The sequence below is a fragment of the Pseudomonas sp. NY15356 genome (assembly GCF_048068175.1).
In the GTDB taxonomy this organism is placed as follows: Bacteria; Pseudomonadota; Gammaproteobacteria; order Pseudomonadales; family Pseudomonadaceae; genus Aquipseudomonas; species Aquipseudomonas putida_K.
The window spans coordinates 168,035-186,283 of record NZ_JBLUPW010000003.1 but is presented as its reverse complement, the minus strand read 5'-3'; the positions used below and the strand labels follow the sequence as shown (position 1 = coordinate 186,283).

The window sequence follows — 18,249 nt, the reverse complement described above, 5'->3', positions numbered from 1 at the left end:
CCGCCGATAAAACGGGCTCGGGTCACTGGTCGTTCTTCTGGTAGATGATCTTCTTGGTGCCACCATCGCAGCTGCCGACGATCATGTTCTGATCGCGGACTTCACTGTTGGGCACGATCTCCAGGGTATAGGACGTGACCCCCGCAGCCTGGATCTTCGCCTCGATTTCGGCCTTGAGTTCCTCGCACGGCTTGGGCGCGGCCATGGCTGCCGTAGCCAGCAAGGAGACCAGCACGGCGGTTGCAACGCGGATCATGGAACGGCTCCTGAAAAGGCAGTCGGGCTGCCAACGCCCATTAGACTACAGGAAACCGCTCCTGTTGCGCCGCCTAGGAAAGCAGGGTGGCGTCCAGGGTAATCGTCGCGTTCAGCACCTTCGACACCGGGCAGCCGGCCTTGGCTTTGTTGGCGATTTCCTGGAACTGCGCATCGCTCGCCCCAGGCACTTTGGCCTTGAGGGTCAGGTGCACGGCCGTAATGGCGAAACCGTCCGGCTGCTTGTCCAGGCTGACCTCGGCAATGGTGTCGATACGCTCGGGGGTGAAGCCCGCCTCGCCGAGCATCATCGACAGTGCCATGGAAAAGCAGCCGGCATGGGCCGCGCCGATCAGCTCTTCCGGATTTGTGCCTGGCGAGCCTTCGAAACGGGTGTTGAAGCCATAGGGGTTCTGCTTGAGTGCACCGCTTTCCGTGGAGAGCGATCCCTTGCCATCCTTCAACCCGCCTTGCCAGATCGCCGATGCTGTCTTTTTCATGTTGCCTCCTGTCGTAGGGTGGGTACCTATGGGTTCTGAGGTTCAGGCTTACAGCAAGTTCAGCTGAATCTGACGCCTAGCATTGAAACCCCGAAAAGTGCCCATACAGAGAATCCAAGGCCCCACGGCCAACCTTTCTGCGGAGGCACCCATGACGCACCTGCGTGACCTGAAGATATCCACTCTCGACCTGGTACCGGTACGCGCCGATGGCGGCCCTGCCCAGGCCCTGCGCAACTCCCTGGACCTGGCCCGACATGCCGAGCGGTTCGGCTACAACCGTTTCTGGGTGGCCGAGCACCACAACATGGACGGCATCGCCAGCTCGGCCACGTCCGTACTGATCGGGTACCTGGCAGGTGGCACCTCGCGCATCCGCATCGGCGCCGGCGGTGTGATGCTGCCCAACCATGCGCCCCTGGTGATCGCCGAGCAGTTCGGCACACTGGCAAGCCTCTACCCTGGGCGTATCGACCTGGGCCTGGGTCGCGCACCGGGCTCTGACCAGATGACGGCCCGCGCCTTGCGTCGCGAACGCTCCGGCAGCGCCGACGACTTCCCGGACGACGTCGAAGAGCTGTCCCGCTACCTGGGCCCACGCACGCCGGACCAGAAGGTCATTGCGGTGCCGGGCCACGACACCGACGTGCCGCTCTGGCTGCTCGGCTCCAGCCTGTTCAGCGCCCAGCTGGCGGGCATGCGCGGGTTGCCCTATGCCTTCGCCTCGCATTTCGCCCCGCGCTATATGCACGAGGCGATCCGCATCTACCGCGACCACTTCAAGCCTTCCACGGTACTGGACAAGCCCTACGTGATGCTCGGCGTGCCCATGGTCGTAGCCGAGACCGACGAAAAGGCCGAATACCTGGCGACGTCGGTGTACCAGCGCATCCTGGCACTGATTCGTGGCCAGAGCCTGATGCAGCGCCCACCGGTGCCGAGCATGGACGGCCTGTGGCTGCCCCATGAACGCGATGCGGTGGGCAGCTTCCTGGGCTTGGCGATGATCGGCAGCCCGCAGAAGGTACGGGCCGAGGTCGAGGTGCTGCTGGAGCAGACCGGGGCGGATGAACTGATATTCACCTGCGACCTGTACGAACATGCGGACCGGGTACGGTCGTATGAGCTGTTGGCGCAGGCCTTGAAACACGAGTAGACGACGGCTGCGCCGTCGGTCGCGGGGCAAGCCCGCTCCCAGGGGTCGTATCCTCGAGGAAGCGGGCTTGCCCAGCGATTGGGCCCCAAGCGCCACCGATCACTCGCGGCGGTACACGATCTCCTTGGTACCGCCCTCGCAACTGCCGATCACCTTTCCACCTCCGGCGCCCTTGTCGACGATCTCCAGCACATAGCCGGTAACGCCCTTGGCCTGGAGCTTGGCATCGATCTCGGCCTTGAGCTCCTCGCACGGCTTGCCCGCCGCCTGCGCGCTGCCCGCCAGCGCCACCAGGCCCATCGCCCACAGCAGTTTCTTCATCGATCGCTTTCCTTGTTCAGATCAAAAAAGTACAGGGCGCCAATCCAGGACTGGCACCCACAAACCTTTACCCCATCTCGCCGGGCCAGGCCAGCCCGGCCTTGTTTCAACTGTTGGCGATACGGAAGCCGACCTTCAGCGTGACCTGGAAGTGCGCCGCCTTGTTGTCGCGGATATGCCCACGGGTATCGACCACCTCGAACCATTCCAGGTGCTTGATGCTCTTGCCGGCTTCGGCCAGGGCATTGTTGATCGCGTCCTCGATGCTGGTGGGCGAGGAACCGACCAGCTCGATCTTCTTGTAGGTGTGGTGATCGGACATGAGCGCTCTCCTTGGTTGGCGTGTGAGATTGAGCCTAGCAGCGCAGGCCCGGTTTACCTGCGAACCATCGCCATGCAGGAAAGTTCGATCGCACTTTCGCTTCGCTGCACAGTCGCACCCCTTACAGCCCAACCACCGCGAAGGAGAGTCATCATGGCCTATAACTCGCTGCGTAAAGCGTCGCTGGAAAGCATGGAAGCGGAGATCGAAAGCCTGCTCAAGACCCTCGAACACCTCAAGCACGATGCTTCGGAAGAGTCGCAGAAATCCATGAAGGCGATTCGCAGCAACGCCGAGAATGCGCTCAAGCATTCGCGCACGCTGCTCGGCGATGCCTATGAGGAAGTGAAGACCCGCACCCGCCAGACCGGTATCGCCACCCGCGACTATGCCCAGGAACACCCCTGGACCACCGCCGGCGTCGCCATCGGCGCCCTTGGCCTGCTGGCCGCCTGGTTGATGTGCAAGCGCAACTAGTGTCCAGTCTCGGAAATAAGCTGTTCACTTTGGGCGACGTCCTGGGCACCACCAAAAGAGAACGCATTTCCGAGACAGGACACTAGACCGTTTGTCGTTCCAGCTCGTTGCGCAGCCACTGCGCCAACTGCTCGGCGCGCCCGTCCGCGGCGCGCCTGGGCACCCATAGGGCTAATGCCGCGTGCGTCGGCGAGAAGCCCCAGGGTGCGCTCAGGCGCCCGGCCCGCAGGTCGTCCGCCACCAGCGGCTGCGGGGCGATGGCCACGCCCAGACCAGCCACCGCCGCCTCCAACAAGTAATACAAATGCTCGAACGCCTGGCCGAAGGCCAACGCCGCCGGGTCGAGCCCCTGCTGCGCGGCCCAGGTGGGCCAGGCTTGCGGGCGCGAGGTGGTATGCAGCAAGGCCTCGTCGAGCAGGGCCTTGGCCGGCGCCTCGCGCAGCCGTTCGAACCCCGGAAAGTGCGGGCTCAACACCGGGCCGATACGTTCTTCGACCAGCACATGCACCTGCATATCCGCAGGCCACGGCGGCTCGGCGTACACCAGCAATGCATCCAGCCCCGGACGGCGCGGGTCCAAGTCGCCTTCGCCTGCCGACAGGTGCAGGCGCAGCTCCGGCAGGTCCGCCTTCAATCGCCCGAGCCGAGGGATGAACCAGCGCGCCAGCAGGCTGCCGGAACACCCCAGGACGAAGGGCGCCTCGCTGACATCGCGGCTGAGCTCGGCGCACACGCTGCGCAGGCGATCGAACGCATCGGTGCTGGCCTCGCGCAGGCGTACACCGGCATCTGTGAGTTTGATGCCGCGTCCATCTTTGACGAACAGCGCCACGCCAAGGTGCTCTTCGAGCACCTTCAACTGCCGGCTCACGGCCCCGTGAGTCACGTGCAGAAGTTCAGCCGCCTGGCTGACACTGTTGAGCCGGGCAGTGGCCTCGAAGGCACGCAGAGCGTTGAGGGGCGGAAGATCCTGGCGCATGACGTGTGAGTTTTTCTGACGAGTTGTCGCAATCTTATCGGTTTTCAGCCGGCCTTGTCGTGGTTAGAGTAAAGCCCATCGACCATAGATCACGCCTTGGAGCGCCCCATGACCCAGACCCAATACCGCGCCGGCCCTGATGCCAACGGCCTGTTCGGCTCGTTCGGCGGCCGCTACGTGGCCGAAACCCTGATGCCGCTGGTCCTGGACCTGGCCCGTGAATACGAGGCCGCCAAGGCCGACCCGAAATTCCTCGAAGAGCTGGCCTACTTCCAACGCGACTACATCGGCCGCCCCAACCCGCTGTACTTCGCCGAACGCCTGACCGAACACTGCGGCGGCGCCAAGATCTTCTTCAAGCGTGAAGAGCTCAACCATACCGGCGCGCACAAGGTGAACAACTGCATCGGCCAGGTGCTGCTGGCCAAGCGCATGGGCAAGAAACGCCTGATCGCCGAAACCGGCGCCGGCATGCACGGCGTGGCCACCGCCACCGTCGCGGCGCGCTTCGGTCTGCCCTGCGTGATCTACATGGGCGCCACCGACATCGAGCGCCAGCAGGCCAACGTATTCCGCATGAAGCTGCTGGGCGCCGAGATCATCCCGGTCACCGCCGGCACCGGCACCCTCAAGGACGCCATGAACGAGGCCCTGCGCGACTGGGTCACCAACGTCGAAGACACCTTCTACCTGATCGGCACCGTGGCCGGCCCGCACCCTTATCCGGCGATGGTCCGCGACTTCCAGTCGATCATCGGCAAGGAAACCCGCGCCCAGCTGCAGGAAAAGGAAGGCCGCCTGCCGGACAGCCTGATTGCCTGCGTCGGCGGTGGCTCCAATGCCATGGGCCTGTTCCACGACTTCCTCGATGACCAGAGCGTCAAGATCATCGGCGTCGAGGCCGGTGGCCACGGCGTGCACACCGACAAACACGCCGCCAGCCTCAACGGTGGTGTGCCGGGCGTACTGCACGGCAACCGCACCTACCTGCTGCAGGACGAGGACGGCCAGATCACCGACGCCCACTCGATCTCGGCAGGCCTGGACTACCCGGGCATCGGCCCGGAGCACGCCTACCTGCACGAAGTGAAGCGCGTCGAGTACGTCAGCATCACCGACGACGAAGCCCTCGAAGCGTTCCACACCAGCTGCCGCCTGGAAGGCATCATCCCGGCACTGGAGAGTTCCCATGCCCTGGCCGAGGCGATCAAGCGCGCACCGAACCTGCCCAAGGACCACCTGATGGTCGTGTGCCTGTCCGGCCGTGGCGACAAGGACATGCAAACCGTGATGAACCATATGGCTGCCCAGGAGAAACAGGCATGAGCCGTCTTGAACAACGTTTCGCCGAACTGAAGGCCGAAGGCCGCTCGGCACTGGTCACCTTCATCACCGCGGGCGACCCGGGCTATGACGCCTCGTTGCAGATCCTCAAAGGCTTGCCGGCAGCCGGTGCCGACGTCATCGAGCTGGGCATGCCATTCACCGACCCGATGGCCGACGGCGTGGCCATCCAGCTGGCGACCCTGCGTGCCCTGGACGCTGGCCAGACGTTGGCCAAGACCCTGCAGATGGTTCGCGAATTCCGTGTAGATAACCAGACCACGCCGATCGTACTGATGGGCTACTACAACCCGATCCACCGCTTCGGCGTGGAGCAGTTCGTGGCACAGGCCAAGGAAGCAGGCGTCGATGGCCTGATCATCGTCGACCTGCCGCCGGAGCATGACGCCGAGCTGGCCACCCCGGCCCAGGCCGCCGGCATTGACTTCATCCGCCTGACCACCCCGACCACCGACGACGCCCGCCTGCCGCGCGTGCTCGAGCGTAGCTCCGGCTTCGTCTACTACGTCTCGGTGGCGGGTGTGACCGGCGCCGGCTCCGCCACCACCGAGCACGTCCAGCAGGCCATCGCCCGCCTGCGTCGCCACACCGACCTGCCGATCAGCGTGGGCTTCGGTATTCGCACGCCTGAACAGGCAGCAGCCATCGCCAAGCTCTCCGATGGTGTGGTGGTGGGCTCGGCGCTGGTGGACAAGATCGCCCAGGCCAAGGATGCCGGGCAGGCCGTGAACGATGTGCTGAGCCTGTGCTCGGCGCTGGCCGAAGGTGTGCGTTCGGCGCGCAGCTGATTGCGAGGGCTACGCCCTCGATCGCGGCACAAGGCCGCTCCTACAGGCGATCACCGCTTCCTGTAGGAACGGCCTTGCGCAGCGAAAGGGCCGCAAAGCGGCCCCACTATCCCCCAAAGATCGAAAGGTCCAAAGGCCGCACGGCCCCCATCCAGATCGCATGGTCCCGGTGATCCGCCAGCTCATCCCCCGTCAGCGGATGCAGGAACACCACTAACCCCTTGCGGTACAGCGCCAGCCACGGCAACAACACCCCCACCACTTCCGGCCCGAAGGCCAGCTGGCAGCTCCAGTCCGGGTGCGGTCCGACCGGCTTCTGGTGCATGCGCCCCATGGTCACGGGAAACAACCGGGCCGCTTCCTCGCACAACTGCCGGGCCTGCGCCATGGTCGATGCGTCGTAGTACACGTGGGCATGGTAGCCCTTGATCCTTTGCACGATTACTCCTGAAAGGGGTCAAACGATCACTTGCCAGCAGAGGGAGTGATCTGGTGAAAAATGCCGAAACCCCAGTGTTCAAACTGGTCCTGTTCGGGATCGAAAGCAGCCTGGGCAGTGCCTTGGCTGTGGAGCTGCTGTCGCGCCAGCACGAAGTCACGGCCGTGGTCGACGATCTCAACCGCCATGCCCCACGCCCGGGCCTGCATTTCAAGATAGGTGGGCTGGGAAATACCTACCAGGCCGAGCAGAGCACGGCCGGCGGTTCGGCGGTGATCGCCCTGCTGTCGGCGCTGGCCCCTGGCGACCTGCCGGCCCAGCGGCAGATGACCGAGGCCCTGGTGGCCGGCCTGCAGCGCACGACTATACGCCGGCTGATGCTGGTGGGCGATTTCAACGTACTGGATGAGCCAGCCAGGCACAGCGATGAAGCGCGTGAATGCATGGACCACATCGTCGACCTGCTGCAACGCAGTGCACTGCGCTGGACACTGGTGAATGCACCCGACGAGGTGCCAGCGCTGGGCATCGAGCACTTTCGCAACCTCGACGGAACCCTGGAGCCCGGGCTGGCCGGGCCTTTGCAACGATTGGCGCGGGTTGCGGCGGGGATGGTGGATGCGTTGGAGCTGAACCTGCACCAGGGGGAACACCTTAACTTCGTGCCTTGATCTCATCGCCGGCAAGCCGGCTCCCACAATAAGGCGGTACACATGACACGTGGAGGCAACTGTCTTGAATTGCTTGCCCCGACCACAGGTATGGCGGTGTCTCTGAAAACAGCGCAGTACCGGTAGGAGCCGGCTTGCCGGCGATGGGCTGCACAGCAGCCCAGTCACGCTCCCCGCTCAGCCTCCAGCCAATCCACGAACCGCTGGATCAACGCCCCGCGCCGCTTGCGTGGCGGCAACACCACGTAATACCCGCGCTCAGAGCGCAGGCTGCCTTCCAGCGGTCGACACAGCAATCCCTGGTCCACCAATCCATCCACCAGATGCCGCCAGCCGATCGCCACCCCTTGCCCGGCAATCGCCGCCTGGATCAACAAGGTGTAGTTGTCGAACCGCAACTGCCCAGGCGGAGGCGGGCTGGTCACGCCCAGGCCACGGAACACCCCCGCCCAATCGAACCAACGGCTGGCCTGCTCGCCACGCAGATGGAGCAGGGGCAATCGTTGCAAAGCCACGGCTGACGTGGGTTTGCCATGAATCAGCTTGGGGCTGCAGACCGGAAAAACCTCCTCATCGAACAACCATCTGCTCTCGCCCTGGTGGAAGCGCCCATCGCCAAACAGCACCGCCACGTCGATATCCGGTCGCAGCATGGCCTGGCTGCGCTCGCCCGTCACCAGGCTCACGTCCACCTGGGGGTAGGCCTGGTGGAACCGAGGCAAGCGCGGCATCAGCCAGAAGGCAGCGAAGGCAAAGTCGGTGGCCACCTGCAACACCTCGCGTTGGGCACGCCCACTGGCCTGCCCGATGCCCTCTTCCATGGCCTGCAAGCCTTGATGGACCTGCTCGAACAGCAACTGGCCGGCGTCGGTCAGCTCGATACCCCGGTAGATCCGGTCGAACAAGCGCGTGCCCAACTGCGCCTCCAGGCGCTTGACCTGCTGGCTCACCGCCGGCTGGGTGGTGCCCAGCTCAAGCGCGGCCGCGGTGAAGCTGCGCTGGCGCGCTGCGGCCTCGAAGACACGCAGCGTGTCCAGGGACAGGTCGGCAAGGTGTTCAAACATAAGCGCAACTAATCCCACTCATTGCCCGCCATGGGCTTTACCCATGTTATCCACGGTCGCATCCTGATTCGCAAGCGGTTCCCATAACCTTCAACGATGGAACGCAACCATGAAGCGACCCAACATCCTGTTCATCATGGCCGACCAGATGGCCGCGCCCTTGCTGCCGATCTACAACCCATCACCGATCAGGATGCCGCACCTGAGCCGCCTGGCCGAACAGGCGGTGGTATTCGATGCCGCCTACTGCAACAGCCCGCTGTGCGCACCGTCGCGCTTCACCCTGGTCAGTGGCCAGTTGCCCAGCCGCATCGGCGCCTACGACAACGCGGCGGACTTCCCAGCCGATGTGCCGACCTACGCCCATTACCTGCGCCGCCTGGGCTATCGCACCGCGCTGTCGGGCAAGATGCACTTCTGCGGCCCCGACCAGTTGCATGGCTATGAAGAGCGGCTGACCAGCGACATCTACCCGGCCGACTACGGCTGGGCGGTGAACTGGGACGCACCCGACCAGCGCCCCAGCTGGTACCACAACATGTCGTCGGTGCTGCAGGCAGGCCCTTGCGTGCGTACCAACCAGCTGGATTTCGACGAGGAGGTGGTGTTCAAGGCCCGCCAGTACCTCTACGACCATGTGCGCGAAGGCGATGGCCGGCCATTCTGCCTGACCGTGTCCATGACCCACCCCCACGACCCCTACACCATTCCCAAGCCCTACTGGGATCTCTACGAAGGCGTGGATATTCCCCTGCCGGGCGAGGTCCTGGCCCAGGATGAACAGGACCCCCACTCGCAACGCCTGCTCAAGGTCTACGACCTATGGGACAAACCGCTGCCCGCGCACAAGATCCGCGACGCTCGCCGTGCCTACTTCGGCGCCTGCAGCTATATCGACGACAACATCGGCAAGCTGCTGCAGACCCTCGAGGAATGCGACCTGGCCGACGACACCCTGATCGTCTTCTCGGGCGACCATGGCGACATGCTTGGCGAGCGCGGGCTCTGGTACAAGATGCACTGGTTCGAGATGTCGGCCCGGGTGCCGCTGCTGGTCCACGCGCCCAAGCGCTTCGGCCCGGCACGGGTGAGCGCGGCCGTGTCCACCTGCGACCTGCTGCCGACCCTGGTGGAACTGGCCGGCGGCGAAGTGGAAAAAGACCTGCACCTCGATGGCCGTTCGCTGCTCGGCCACCTGCAGGGGCAGGGCGGGCACGACGAGGTGATCGGGGAGTACATGGCCGAAGGCACGGTCGGCCCGTTGATGATGATCCGCCGTGGCCCCTACAAGTTTGTGTACAGCGAAGACGACCCCTGTTTACTCTATGACCTGAGCCGCGACCCGCATGAGCGGGAGAACCTCACCGGCAGCCCGGACCACCAGGCGCTGCTGCAGGCATTTGTCGATCAAGCCCGCCAACGCTGGGACATTCCCGCCCTGCGCGAGCAAGTACTGGCCAGCCAACGGCGCCGTCGCCTGGTGGCCGAGGCACTGGCCATCGGCAAGCTGAAGAGCTGGGACCACCAACCATGGGTGGATGCCAGCCAACAGTACATGCGCAACCACATCGATCTCGACGACCTCGAGCGCAAGGCACGTTATCCACAGCCCGCACCCCTGGATTGAGTAGAGAGGCCGCCATGAAGAAGTTCTCCACAACCGTGATCGCCCTGGCCTTGGGCCTGGCCGCCATCACGGCCCACGCCGACAGCGATGCCCAATGCACCACCGTGAAGATGGCCGACCCTGGCTGGAGCGATATCGCCACTACCAACGCCATCGCCCGCCTGCTCCTGGAAGGGCTCGGCTACCGGGTGAAGATCGACAACCTGGCCGTGCCGATCATCTATGGTGGCCTCAAGGATGGCCGGGTGGACGCCTTCCTCGGCAACTGGATGCCCGCCCAGCAAGGCTTCCATGACAAGTTCGTCGCCAGCGGCGATGTCCAGCGCCTGGCCCGCAACCTGCAGGGCACCGAGTTCACCCTGGCAGTGCCTGACTACGTCTGGAACGCCGGTGTAAAGGATTTCGCCGATCTGCAGAAACATGCCGACCAGTTCGACCAGAAGCTCTATGGCATCGGCTCAGGCGCGCCGGCCAACCTGTCACTCAAGGAGATCATCGACAAGAATGAGTTCGGCCTGGGTGACTGGAAGCTGGTGGAGTCCAGCGAACAGGCGATGCTCACCCAGGTGCAGCGGGCCACACAGAAACAACAGTTCATCACCTTCCTCGGTTGGACCCCGCACCCGATGAACGTGAAGCTGAAAATGCATTACCTGACCGGCGGGGAGAAGTGGTTCGGCAGCAAAGGTGACGTGTATACCCTGGTGCGCAACGGTTACCCACAGACCTGCCCGAATGCAGCGAAGCTGCTGGGCAACCTGAGCTTCAGCCTGGACATGGAGAACAGCATCATGGCCGAGGTGGTGGATAGAAAGGTCAGCTTCGACGAAGCGGCCAAGGCCTGGGTGAAGGCACATCCGCACGTGCTGGACGGTTGGTTGGCCGGGGTGACCACCAAGGCGGGTGGTAATGCCTTGGAGGCCATAAAAGCTAGACTCTGATTCTTTACGGCACATGCCCCTGTGGGGAGCGGATCTGCCCGCGAGTACCGGCAAAGCCGGTGCCATGCACCGCGCCGGTCGCTTCGCGGGTAAACCCGCTCCCACAGGGGCTGATGAACACTTCAGGAATTTGTATCGCCCATGCCCCGCCTGACCCACCTGCTGCCCTTCCTCTCCTGGCTCCCCCGCCAATCGGGCCGTAGCCTGCGCCAGGACCTGCTGGTCGGCCTGAGCGGCGCGATCCTCGCCTTGCCACAATCGATCGCCTACGCCCTGATCGCCGGCCTGCCGGCCGAGTACGGCCTGTACGCCGCCATCGTCCCGGTACTGGTGGCATGCCTGTGGGGTTCCTCCTGGCACCTGATCTGTGGCCCGACCGCCGCCATCTCCATCGTGCTCTACGCCAGCGTCAGTTCGCTGGCCCTGGCCGGCAGCGACGACTACATCACCCTGGTCCTGCTACTGACCTTCCTCGGTGGAGTGTTCCAGTTGCTGCTGGGCCTGCTGCGCTTCGGCGCACTGGTCAATTTCGTCTCCCACTCGGTGGTACTCGGCTTCACGCTGGGCGCTGCGGTGGTCATTGCCCTGGGCCAATTGCCGAACCTGCTGGGCATGGACCTGCCGAGCCAGGCCACGGCGCTGCGCACCCTGCAGGACCTGCTCGCGCACGCCGGCGAGGTCGACTTGCCGTCACTGGCCCTAGGCCTGGCCACATTGCTGGGCGGGATCGCGCTCAAGCTCTGGCGCCCGCGCTGGCCCAGCCTGTTGATCAGCCTGGTGCTGGTGAGCCTGGTCGCCTGGCTGCTGCCCGGCATCTTCGACCATGTACAGCGGGTACCGGCGTTCATCGGCCAGCTGCCGCCGCTGAGCCCCTTGCCGCTGCTGGACCTCGAATTGATCCTGCGCCTGCTGCCCAGTGCCGTGGCGGTGGGCATGCTGGGGCTGGTCACCAGCCTGTCGATCGCCCGTTCGTTGTCGGCACGCTCCGAACAACTGATCGACGCCGACCAGGAAATCCGCGCCCAGGGCCTGTCGAACATGGTTGGGGCGTTTTTCTCCGGCTACCTGTCCTCAGGCTCCTTCACCCGCTCGGGGCTGAGCTATGACGCCGGCGCCCGCTCACCACTGGCTGGGGTGTTCTCGGCGCTGTGGGTGGCACTGTTCGCCGTGGCCGGGGCCGGGCTGATCGCCCATCTGCCCATCCCGGCCATGGCCGGCAGCATCCTGCTGATCTGCTGGGGGCTGGTGGACCATCGGGCCATCCGCTCGCTGTTCAGGGTCAGCCGCTCGGAATTCCTGGTCATGGCGCTGACCGCCGCCGCCACGCTGCTGTTGGAGTTGCAGACAGCAATCTACGCCGGCGTGCTGGCCTCGCTGTTCTTCTACCTGAAACGCACCTCGCGGCCGCGGGTGCAACAGAGCCGGGAAGGGGAGACGGATGTACTGAAGGTAGGCGGCTCGATCTTCTTCGGCGCCGCGCATTACCTGCAGGTGCGCCTGCAACGCTGCCAGGGGCCGAATGTGGTCGTCGATGCGCGGCAAATCAACTTCATCGACTATTCCGGGGTGGACATGCTGCACCGGGAGGCGCGACGGCTGAAGCGCAATGGGGGAAGCCTGACCCTGCATCGTGCCCGGCCGCAGGTGATCGAAGAGCTGCAGAAACTGGAAGGGGCAGCTTTGTGTCCGATCCGGTTCGAGGAGTGAACCCATCGCGGGACAAGCCCGCTCCCACAAGTGAAGCAATGGCCCTTGTGGGAGCGGGCTTGTCCCGCGATGGGGGCTACTGATATAGCCTCAATCCGTGCAAATCAGGAATGTTCGTAACGCTCAGGCATTGTCGTGGTGGATATTCAGTGTGACGAAGTCGATATAGGTATGGTCCTTGACCGTAATTTCCATACGCGTCAGACGCTGGCCCACCGGTGCTTCGAAATCGATCCAGCGACGGCGGCCAGTTCCGGAACCCAGTGTCCGCGTTTCAAGGCAAACATTGCCATTATAGAAACCAATCGTGGCCTCGAAATGAAGTTCAGTCAGTGCAAAGCGGATGGAAGAAACTTTGTACTTCATTTCAATATGTGTTTCTTGCGCATCGCCACTTTGGCTCTTGGCCAAAATCAGCGCCTGCCCTTCGGCCATCCCGGCAACTTGCACGTTAGCCCGTTCAACGCCGATTTTCGCGTTTGTTTTGCTGGAAATATGACGAACGATGAAGTAACCCAGGTCCAGTTCCTCGCCCACCGAAATGTGGGTATTGGGGAAGTTGTCGAAGTCGACGGTTACTGCTTGGTTGAGCGTTGCATTCATATCAAAGGACTCCTCAGTTAGATGAGCCCCTAGTCAACCATGACGCAAAATAACGAAGTACTCTTACAAGTATGAGGAAACCAATGGATAGCCAATATTTCTCTACGGGCTATAGAAAAATCCTGACGCTACTTATACTTTTTCCCGCATTTTAACCCCTGACATGGCAAACTCAACCACGCGCCAATTGCCGCCGCAGTTCATCCAGCACAGGCGCCGTGTCAGGCCGTACCCCACGCCAAATGAAGAACGCCTCGGCTGCCTGTTCGGCCAGCATGCCCAACCCATCCAGCACCTTGGCCGCACCCAGCTTGCTCGCCCACTGGCAGAACGGTGTCGGCTCTTTGCCATACATCATGTCGTAGCACACGGTGCGCCCGGCCTCGACCAAGCTCTCGGCAATCGGCGGCAACTCGCCGGCCAGGCTCGCCGACGTGGCGTTGATGATCACATCCACCGGCTCTTGCAACCAGGCAAAGCCACTGGCGACCACCGGCCCCAGCTCATCGAATTCACGCGCCAGTTGTTCGGCCTTCTCCACGGTGCGATTGGCGATTACCAGCGATTGCGGCTTGTGCGCCAGGATCGGCTCCAACACGCCTCGCACGGCGCCACCGGCGCCAAGGATGAGGACACGCTTGCCGGCCAGCTCGACCCCGGCGTTGACCGTCAAGTCGCGCACCAGGCCAGCGCCGTCGGTGTTGTCACCCTGCAGAGTACCGTCGGCGAGCTTGGTCAGGGTGTTGACCGCGCCGGCACGCCGGGCCCGTGGCGTCAGGCTGTCGCACAGGCGGTAGGCCTCTTCCTTGAACGGCACGGTCACGTTGGCACCGCTGCCTTGCTTGAAGAACCCACGGGCGCAATCGCTGAAATCATCCAGCGGCGCCAACAGAGTGCTGTACTCCAAGGCCTGACCGGTCTGGTCGGCGAACAGACGGTGGATCAATGGCGACTTGCTGTGGCCGATGGGGTTGCCGAATACGACGTACTGGTCCATGGGGGTTCCTCGGGGTGGCACAGGGCTTACTGGCCGAGCCAGTCGCGGTCTTGCAGGAAGTACTCGGTCAGGCGCGCTTCCTCGCTGCCCGGCTCGGGCTTCCAATCGTAGCCCCAACGCACCTGCGGTGGCAGCGACATAAGGATCGACTCGGTGCGGCCGCCCGATTGCAGGCCGAACAGGGTGCCACGGTCGTAGACCAGGTTGAACTCCACGTAGCGCCCGCGGCGGAACTCCTGGAATTCACGCTGCTGGGCAGTGTACGGCGTGTCCTTGCGGCGCTGGACGATGGGCAGGTAGGCCTCGATGTAGGCATCGCCGATCGCACGGATGAAGGCGAAGCAGGTGTCGAAGTCCCACTCGTTCAGGTCGTCGAAGAACAACCCGCCGATGCCACGGGGTTCGCCACGGTGCTTGAGGTGGAAGTAGCGGTCGCACCAGGCCTTGTAGCGTGGATAGACGTCGGCACCGAACGGCGCACAAGCCTGCTCGGCGACACGGTGCCAGTGGATGCAATCTTCTTCGTTGCCGTAGTAAGGGGTCAGGTCGAAGCCGCCACCGAACCACCACACCGGCTCCTCGCCTTCCTTCTCGGCGATGAAGAAACGCACGTTGGCATGGGAGGTCGGCACGTGCGGGTTGTGCGGGTGAATCACCAGCGACACGCCCAGGGCCTCGAAGCCACGGCCCGCCAGCTCCGGGCGGTGGGCACTGGCAGACGGCGGCAGGCCGGCACCGAATACGTGGGAGAAGTTGACGCCGCCTTTCTCGATCACCTTGCCTTCACCGATCACTCGTGTGCGGCCACCGCCACCGGCTTCGCGCACCCACGCGTCCTCGACGAAGCGGGCGCCGCCGTCTTCCGTTTCGAGGGCAGAGCAGATGCGGTCTTGCAGGTCGAGCAGGTAGGCTTTCACGGCCTCGGTGCGGCTGGTCATCGGGTCACCTGGAAGGAACGGAGGAAAATTCGCCGGCTAGCATACCACCGGCAGCCGCCACGCCGCAGTTGACGGCGATCAAGCAAAGGCGTCCGATAGAAGGCCTTTTCCGATCCCGACGACAACGGAGTGTGAGATGGCCAAGCGTATCCAGTTCAGCCAGCACGGCGGCCCGGAAGTCCTGCAACTGGTCCAGTTCGATCCGGCCCCGCCCGGCCCAGGGCAAGTGCGCGTGCGCAACCACGCGATCGGCCTGAACTTCATCGACACCTACTACCGCAGCGGGCTGTATCCGCCACCCTCACTACCCTCGGGCCTGGGTACCGAAGGCGCCGGCGTGGTCGAAGCGGTCGGGGAAGGCGTCGGCCGGCTCAAGGTCGGGGACCGCGTAGCCTATGCCGGCGGCCCACTGGGCGCCTACAGCGACGTGCACACCCTGTCCGAGGCCAACCTGGTCAAGCTGCCGGAGGCGATCAGCTTCGAACAAGCCGCTGCGGTGATGCTCAAGGGCCTGACCACCCAGTACCTGCTCAAGCAGACCTATGCCGTGCAACCCGGTGATTTCATCCTGTTCCATGCCGCGGCAGGTGGCGTCGGCTCCCTGGCCTGCCAATGGGCCAAGGCCCTCGGCGCCAGGCTGATCGGTACCGTGAGCTCGGCCGAAAAGGCCCAGCGAGCCAAGGCGCTGGGCGCCTGGGCGACCATCGATTACAGCCATGAAGACGTAGCCAAGCGCGTGTTGGAGCTGACCGACGGCCAGAAGTGCGCAGTGGTCTATGACGGCGTGGGCGCCGACACCTGGCTGACCTCGCTGGATTGCCTGCGTCCACGGGGGCTGATGGTGAGCTTCGGCAATGCGTCGGGTGCAGTGACCGGGGTGAACCTGGGCATTCTTTCGCAGAAGGGTTCGCTGTACGTCACCCGGCCTACGCTGGGGACGTATGCCAACAATGCCGAAAACACCCAGGCCATGGCCGACGATCTGTTCAGCATGATCGCCAGCGGCAAGCTGGTTGTGGATATCCAGCAGCGCTATCCGCTGGGCGAAGCGGCCAAGGCCCAGGCGGAGCTGTCAGCGCGGCGCACCGTGGGCTCGACGATTCTACTGCCCTGAACCCCGGGGGCCGCTGCCCGGCCCATCGCGGGACAAGCCCACTCCCACAGGGATTGCGCCAATCCTGCGGATTGCACAGTACCTGTGGGAGACTCTATGGTGCTGGACAAGCTCAAATTGCCTTCGGTTGGAGCGCAGCTCGCGATGCGCCGCGCGGGCGGCGCGCGATCTCACAGGCAGCGAATCAGCTCCAGCGAATGCTTTAAGCCCTCGCCGGGCCTACCGCGTCAACCCGGCCGAACCACTTCTCCGGTGATCAGGTTGCGAATCACACTCGGGTTCTTCCGCCCGCCCAATGCCCCACCGAGCACCAGGTCCAGCTCGCCATGGAAATATTGCTCCACCCGCAACCGGCTCTTGGCCGCCGGGCGCCCCCCGGGGTTGGCAGAGGTGGAGATCAGCGGCCCGACCAGCGCGCACAGCTCGCGTACCAATGGATGGTCACTGACGCGCAAGGCCACGGTATCGTGCTGGCCCGTCACCCACTCAGGCAACAAGTCCTGGTGCGGCACCAGCCAAGTGTTCGGGCCAGGCCAGGTGCTGCCCATGCGGTCGATCCAGTCCTCGGGGAAGTCCTCGAACAGGAAATCGAACTGGCGGATATTGTCGGCAATCAGGATCAACCCTTTATCCACAGGCCGCGACTTGAGCGCCAGCAGGCGATACACCGCGTCCTCGTTCCAAGGGTCGCAGCCCAGGCCCCAGACCGCTTCCGTCGGGTAGGCAATGACTGCACCCGCCCGAATTTCACGCGCGGCTTGTTGCACACGCCAACTGCTCACCATTTTATCTCTCCGCATTAACGCCTGCTGCGCAGTGTACTTAGCTGCACCTGGCAAACCAACGCCCGGCTTCGTTGCTGACACGCCCTTCGAGTTCCAGTTGCGTAAGACTGGCCAGCACCTGGGCCAGTGGCAGGCCGCTGCTGCTGGCCAGGCCTTCGCTGGTCTGGGGTGCGGCATGGAGCAAGGCGAGCAGGGGATGGACGGGGTTTTCCACAGGTGCCGGTGGCAGATTCTGCCAGCCGCGCAGGCTCTCGAGGATCTGCTCGAGGCTTTCCACCAGCAAGGCACCCTCGCGGATCAACTGGTGGCAGCCTTTGGCGCCTGGGTGATGGATCGACCCCGGTACCGCATACACCTCGCGGCCTTGCTCGGCCGCCAGCCGGGCTGTGATCAACGAACCGCTGGCCAGGCTCGCCTCCACCACCAGCACGCCCAGCGACATGCCGCTGATGATCCGGTTGCGCCGGGGGAAGTTCGCAGGTTGTGGTGCAGCGTCCAGGGGAAACTCGGAAACCACCGCGCTACCTCGGTCGATCATGGCCTTCGCCAACTCCCGGTGACGCTGTGGATAAAGTTTCTGCAGGCCCGTGCCGAGCACGCCAATGGTGTGCCCACCCGCCTCCAGCGCCGCCCGATGAGCGGCACCGTCTATACCCAGCGCGAGCCCGCTGGTGATGGTGAAACCGGCTTGGGCCAGGCAACGGGAGAAGGCCCTGGCCGTGTCCAGCGCCGACGGTGAAGCACGTCTACTGCCCACCACGGCGAGCTGGGGACGCTCCAGCACGGCAGGGTCTCCGGCCACGAAAAGCAGCGGCGGGGCATCGTCCGTTTCGCCAAGCAAGGCGGGGTATCCAGGTGCGTCCCACATCAGCAAATGCTGGCCTGGCCGCTCTAGCCAGGCGATTGCGGCGCTGGCGCCATCGCGCACCTCGGGGCTGCGCCGGGCCTCGGCACACCTGGCGGGCAGCCCCAGCGCGCGCCAGGCACTGGCCGGTGCGCTCAAGGCCGAAGACGCACTGCCGAAGGCTTCGATCAAGGTCTGGAATCGTCGGGGGCCGATGTCGGGAAGCCGATGCAGGCGCAGACGCGCTTCCAGTTCGGCAGGGGAGCAAGGGGCTTGGAACAGGTCGCACATGGCGGATCATCCTTGATCGACGAGGGGTCATCCCAGGCACACAGCCTGTGGATAACTTTGTGAATAATACTTTGACAAGCTGTCCA

21 protein-coding genes are annotated in these 18,249 nt (G+C 64.1%); 9 read left to right on the top strand and 12 right to left on the bottom strand.

Going from position 1 to position 18,249, the window contains the following annotated elements; translation table 11 throughout:
- Positions 1 to 22: 22 nt before the first annotated feature.
- Together ACNFCI_RS04705 and ACNFCI_RS04700 are read right to left on the bottom strand one after the other, a co-directional pair.
- Positions 23 to 256 carry a DUF1161 domain-containing protein gene (locus ACNFCI_RS04705; protein ID WP_084855212.1) on the bottom strand — a complete coding sequence of 78 codons (234 nt, stop codon included), beginning with the start codon at positions 254 to 256 and terminating at the stop codon, positions 23 to 25.
- A gap of 73 nt (positions 257 to 329) precedes the next feature.
- Positions 330 to 755 (bottom strand): OsmC family protein, encoded by a 426-nt coding sequence (locus ACNFCI_RS04700; RefSeq protein ID WP_084855213.1) that lies wholly within the window; start codon positions 753 to 755, stop codon positions 330 to 332.
- 151 nt (positions 756 to 906) lie between these two features.
- Here ACNFCI_RS04700 and ACNFCI_RS04695 point away from each other — a divergent pair, with 151 nt between their 5' ends.
- Positions 907 to 1,911, top strand: a complete 1,005-nt coding sequence (locus tag ACNFCI_RS04695) for an LLM class flavin-dependent oxidoreductase (RefSeq protein WP_416767510.1) — start codon at positions 907 to 909, stop codon at positions 1,909 to 1,911.
- Between the two features lie 99 nt (positions 1,912 to 2,010).
- Here ACNFCI_RS04695 and ACNFCI_RS04690 read toward each other — a convergent pair whose 3' ends face one another.
- Together ACNFCI_RS04690 and ACNFCI_RS04685 are read right to left on the bottom strand one after the other, a co-directional pair.
- The gene (locus tag ACNFCI_RS04690; RefSeq protein WP_084855215.1) at positions 2,011 to 2,232 is read right to left on the bottom strand and encodes a DUF1161 domain-containing protein; all 222 of its coding nucleotides are present in this window, start codon (positions 2,230 to 2,232) and stop codon (positions 2,011 to 2,013) included.
- A gap of 106 nt (positions 2,233 to 2,338) precedes the next feature.
- A complete protein-coding gene (locus ACNFCI_RS04685; protein ID WP_042121737.1) occupies positions 2,339 to 2,554 on the bottom strand; it encodes a dodecin in 216 nt (71 codons plus the stop codon).
- A gap of 153 nt (positions 2,555 to 2,707) precedes the next feature.
- On the opposite strand from ACNFCI_RS04685, the gene ACNFCI_RS04680 reads away from it, so the two are divergent.
- Complete coding sequence (locus tag ACNFCI_RS04680; protein ID WP_084855216.1) at positions 2,708 to 3,031, top strand: DUF883 family protein; 324 nt, start codon at positions 2,708 to 2,710, stop codon at positions 3,029 to 3,031.
- Between the two features lie 82 nt (positions 3,032 to 3,113).
- Here ACNFCI_RS04680 and ACNFCI_RS04675 read toward each other — a convergent pair whose 3' ends face one another.
- Positions 3,114 to 4,010, bottom strand: a complete 897-nt coding sequence (locus tag ACNFCI_RS04675) for a LysR family transcriptional regulator (protein WP_368828703.1) — start codon at positions 4,008 to 4,010, stop codon at positions 3,114 to 3,116.
- 108 nt (positions 4,011 to 4,118) lie between these two features.
- Here ACNFCI_RS04675 and trpB point away from each other — a divergent pair, with 108 nt between their 5' ends.
- A complete protein-coding gene (trpB, locus tag ACNFCI_RS04670) occupies positions 4,119 to 5,336 on the top strand; it encodes a tryptophan synthase subunit beta (protein WP_368828704.1) in 1,218 nt (405 codons plus the stop codon).
- Entirely contained in the window at positions 5,333 to 6,142 is an 810-nt protein-coding gene (gene trpA / locus ACNFCI_RS04665) for a tryptophan synthase subunit alpha (protein WP_368828705.1), read from the top strand. Before trpB ends, trpA begins: the two co-directional genes overlap by 4 nt.
- A 106-nt stretch (positions 6,143 to 6,248) precedes the next feature.
- Here trpA and ACNFCI_RS04660 read toward each other — a convergent pair whose 3' ends face one another.
- Positions 6,249 to 6,581 (bottom strand): DOPA 4,5-dioxygenase family protein, encoded by a 333-nt coding sequence (locus ACNFCI_RS04660; RefSeq protein WP_084855220.1) that lies wholly within the window; start codon positions 6,579 to 6,581, stop codon positions 6,249 to 6,251.
- Between the two features lie 53 nt (positions 6,582 to 6,634).
- On the opposite strand from ACNFCI_RS04660, the gene ACNFCI_RS04655 reads away from it, so the two are divergent.
- Positions 6,635 to 7,252, top strand: coding sequence for an NAD(P)-dependent oxidoreductase (locus ACNFCI_RS04655; RefSeq protein WP_324818223.1), 618 nt, complete (start codon positions 6,635 to 6,637; stop codon positions 7,250 to 7,252).
- Between the two features lie 164 nt (positions 7,253 to 7,416).
- On the opposite strand, the gene ACNFCI_RS04650 is transcribed toward ACNFCI_RS04655, so the two are convergent.
- A complete protein-coding gene (locus tag ACNFCI_RS04650) occupies positions 7,417 to 8,316 on the bottom strand; it encodes a choline sulfate utilization transcriptional regulator (protein ID WP_084855222.1) in 900 nt (299 codons plus the stop codon).
- Between the two features lie 109 nt (positions 8,317 to 8,425).
- On the opposite strand from ACNFCI_RS04650, the gene betC reads away from it, so the two are divergent.
- From betC to ACNFCI_RS04635, 3 genes are all read left to right on the top strand, one after another.
- On the top strand, positions 8,426 to 9,943 hold the full coding sequence (gene betC / locus ACNFCI_RS04645) for a choline-sulfatase (RefSeq protein ID WP_368828706.1): 1,518 nt from the start codon (positions 8,426 to 8,428) through the stop codon (positions 9,941 to 9,943).
- Between the two features lie 14 nt (positions 9,944 to 9,957).
- Entirely contained in the window at positions 9,958 to 10,884 is a 927-nt protein-coding gene (gene choX / locus ACNFCI_RS04640; RefSeq protein WP_084855224.1) for a choline ABC transporter substrate-binding protein, read from the top strand.
- Between the two features lie 141 nt (positions 10,885 to 11,025).
- Complete coding sequence (locus tag ACNFCI_RS04635) at positions 11,026 to 12,591, top strand: SulP family inorganic anion transporter (RefSeq protein WP_324817679.1); 1,566 nt, start codon at positions 11,026 to 11,028, stop codon at positions 12,589 to 12,591.
- Positions 12,592 to 12,714: 123 nt separating this feature from the next.
- Here ACNFCI_RS04635 and ACNFCI_RS04630 read toward each other — a convergent pair whose 3' ends face one another.
- The 3 genes from ACNFCI_RS04630 to hemF form a co-directional block, all read right to left on the bottom strand.
- Positions 12,715 to 13,194, bottom strand: a complete 480-nt coding sequence (locus ACNFCI_RS04630) for a hypothetical protein (protein ID WP_368828707.1) — start codon at positions 13,192 to 13,194, stop codon at positions 12,715 to 12,717.
- A 172-nt stretch (positions 13,195 to 13,366) separates the two neighbouring features.
- On the bottom strand, positions 13,367 to 14,191 hold the full coding sequence (gene aroE, locus ACNFCI_RS04625) for a shikimate dehydrogenase (RefSeq protein ID WP_084855227.1): 825 nt from the start codon (positions 14,189 to 14,191) through the stop codon (positions 13,367 to 13,369).
- A 26-nt stretch (positions 14,192 to 14,217) separates the two neighbouring features.
- The gene (hemF, locus tag ACNFCI_RS04620; RefSeq protein ID WP_368828708.1) at positions 14,218 to 15,129 is read right to left on the bottom strand and encodes an oxygen-dependent coproporphyrinogen oxidase; all 912 of its coding nucleotides are present in this window, start codon (positions 15,127 to 15,129) and stop codon (positions 14,218 to 14,220) included.
- Between the two features lie 136 nt (positions 15,130 to 15,265).
- Between hemF and ACNFCI_RS04615 the strand changes: the two genes are divergently transcribed.
- On the top strand, positions 15,266 to 16,243 hold the full coding sequence (locus ACNFCI_RS04615; RefSeq protein ID WP_368828709.1) for an NADPH:quinone reductase: 978 nt from the start codon (positions 15,266 to 15,268) through the stop codon (positions 16,241 to 16,243).
- A 227-nt stretch (positions 16,244 to 16,470) separates the two neighbouring features.
- On the opposite strand, the gene ACNFCI_RS04610 is transcribed toward ACNFCI_RS04615, so the two are convergent.
- Positions 16,471 to 17,028, bottom strand: a complete 558-nt coding sequence (locus ACNFCI_RS04610; protein WP_084855230.1) for an L-threonylcarbamoyladenylate synthase — start codon at positions 17,026 to 17,028, stop codon at positions 16,471 to 16,473.
- 37 nt (positions 17,029 to 17,065) lie between these two features.
- A complete protein-coding gene (dprA, locus tag ACNFCI_RS04605) occupies positions 17,066 to 18,163 on the bottom strand; it encodes a DNA-processing protein DprA (RefSeq protein ID WP_084855231.1) in 1,098 nt (365 codons plus the stop codon).
- Positions 18,164 to 18,249: the final 86 nt, after the last annotated feature.

What these genes read in the sequence shown, in the direction of transcription:
- ACNFCI_RS04615 (WP_368828709.1), top strand. Translation starts at nt 15,266, where the DNA reads ATGGCCAAGCGTATCCAGTTCAGCCAGCACGGCGGCCCGGAAGTCCTG.
- dprA (WP_084855231.1), bottom strand. Translation starts at nt 18,163, where the DNA reads ATGTGCGACCTGTTCCAAGCCCCTTGCTCCCCTGCCGAACTGGAAGCG.
- ACNFCI_RS04695 (WP_416767510.1), top strand. Translation starts at nt 907, where the DNA reads ATGACGCACCTGCGTGACCTGAAGATATCCACTCTCGACCTGGTACCG.
- betC (WP_368828706.1), top strand. Translation starts at nt 8,426, where the DNA reads ATGAAGCGACCCAACATCCTGTTCATCATGGCCGACCAGATGGCCGCG.
- trpB (WP_368828704.1), top strand. Translation starts at nt 4,119, where the DNA reads ATGACCCAGACCCAATACCGCGCCGGCCCTGATGCCAACGGCCTGTTC.
- hemF (WP_368828708.1), bottom strand. Translation starts at nt 15,129, where the DNA reads ATGACCAGCCGCACCGAGGCCGTGAAAGCCTACCTGCTCGACCTGCAA.
- ACNFCI_RS04650 (WP_084855222.1), bottom strand. Translation starts at nt 8,316, where the DNA reads ATGTTTGAACACCTTGCCGACCTGTCCCTGGACACGCTGCGTGTCTTC.
- ACNFCI_RS04705 (WP_084855212.1), bottom strand. Translation starts at nt 256, where the DNA reads ATGATCCGCGTTGCAACCGCCGTGCTGGTCTCCTTGCTGGCTACGGCA.
- ACNFCI_RS04635 (WP_324817679.1), top strand. Translation starts at nt 11,026, where the DNA reads ATGCCCCGCCTGACCCACCTGCTGCCCTTCCTCTCCTGGCTCCCCCGC.
- ACNFCI_RS04680 (WP_084855216.1), top strand. Translation starts at nt 2,708, where the DNA reads ATGGCCTATAACTCGCTGCGTAAAGCGTCGCTGGAAAGCATGGAAGCG.
- ACNFCI_RS04700 (WP_084855213.1), bottom strand. Translation starts at nt 755, where the DNA reads ATGAAAAAGACAGCATCGGCGATCTGGCAAGGCGGGTTGAAGGATGGC.
- ACNFCI_RS04630 (WP_368828707.1), bottom strand. Translation starts at nt 13,194, where the DNA reads ATGAATGCAACGCTCAACCAAGCAGTAACCGTCGACTTCGACAACTTC.
- choX (WP_084855224.1), top strand. Translation starts at nt 9,958, where the DNA reads ATGAAGAAGTTCTCCACAACCGTGATCGCCCTGGCCTTGGGCCTGGCC.
- ACNFCI_RS04690 (WP_084855215.1), bottom strand. Translation starts at nt 2,232, where the DNA reads ATGAAGAAACTGCTGTGGGCGATGGGCCTGGTGGCGCTGGCGGGCAGC.
- ACNFCI_RS04610 (WP_084855230.1), bottom strand. Translation starts at nt 17,028, where the DNA reads ATGGTGAGCAGTTGGCGTGTGCAACAAGCCGCGCGTGAAATTCGGGCG.
- ACNFCI_RS04685 (WP_042121737.1), bottom strand. Translation starts at nt 2,554, where the DNA reads ATGTCCGATCACCACACCTACAAGAAGATCGAGCTGGTCGGTTCCTCG.
- trpA (WP_368828705.1), top strand. Translation starts at nt 5,333, where the DNA reads ATGAGCCGTCTTGAACAACGTTTCGCCGAACTGAAGGCCGAAGGCCGC.
- aroE (WP_084855227.1), bottom strand. Translation starts at nt 14,191, where the DNA reads ATGGACCAGTACGTCGTATTCGGCAACCCCATCGGCCACAGCAAGTCG.
- ACNFCI_RS04675 (WP_368828703.1), bottom strand. Translation starts at nt 4,010, where the DNA reads ATGCGCCAGGATCTTCCGCCCCTCAACGCTCTGCGTGCCTTCGAGGCC.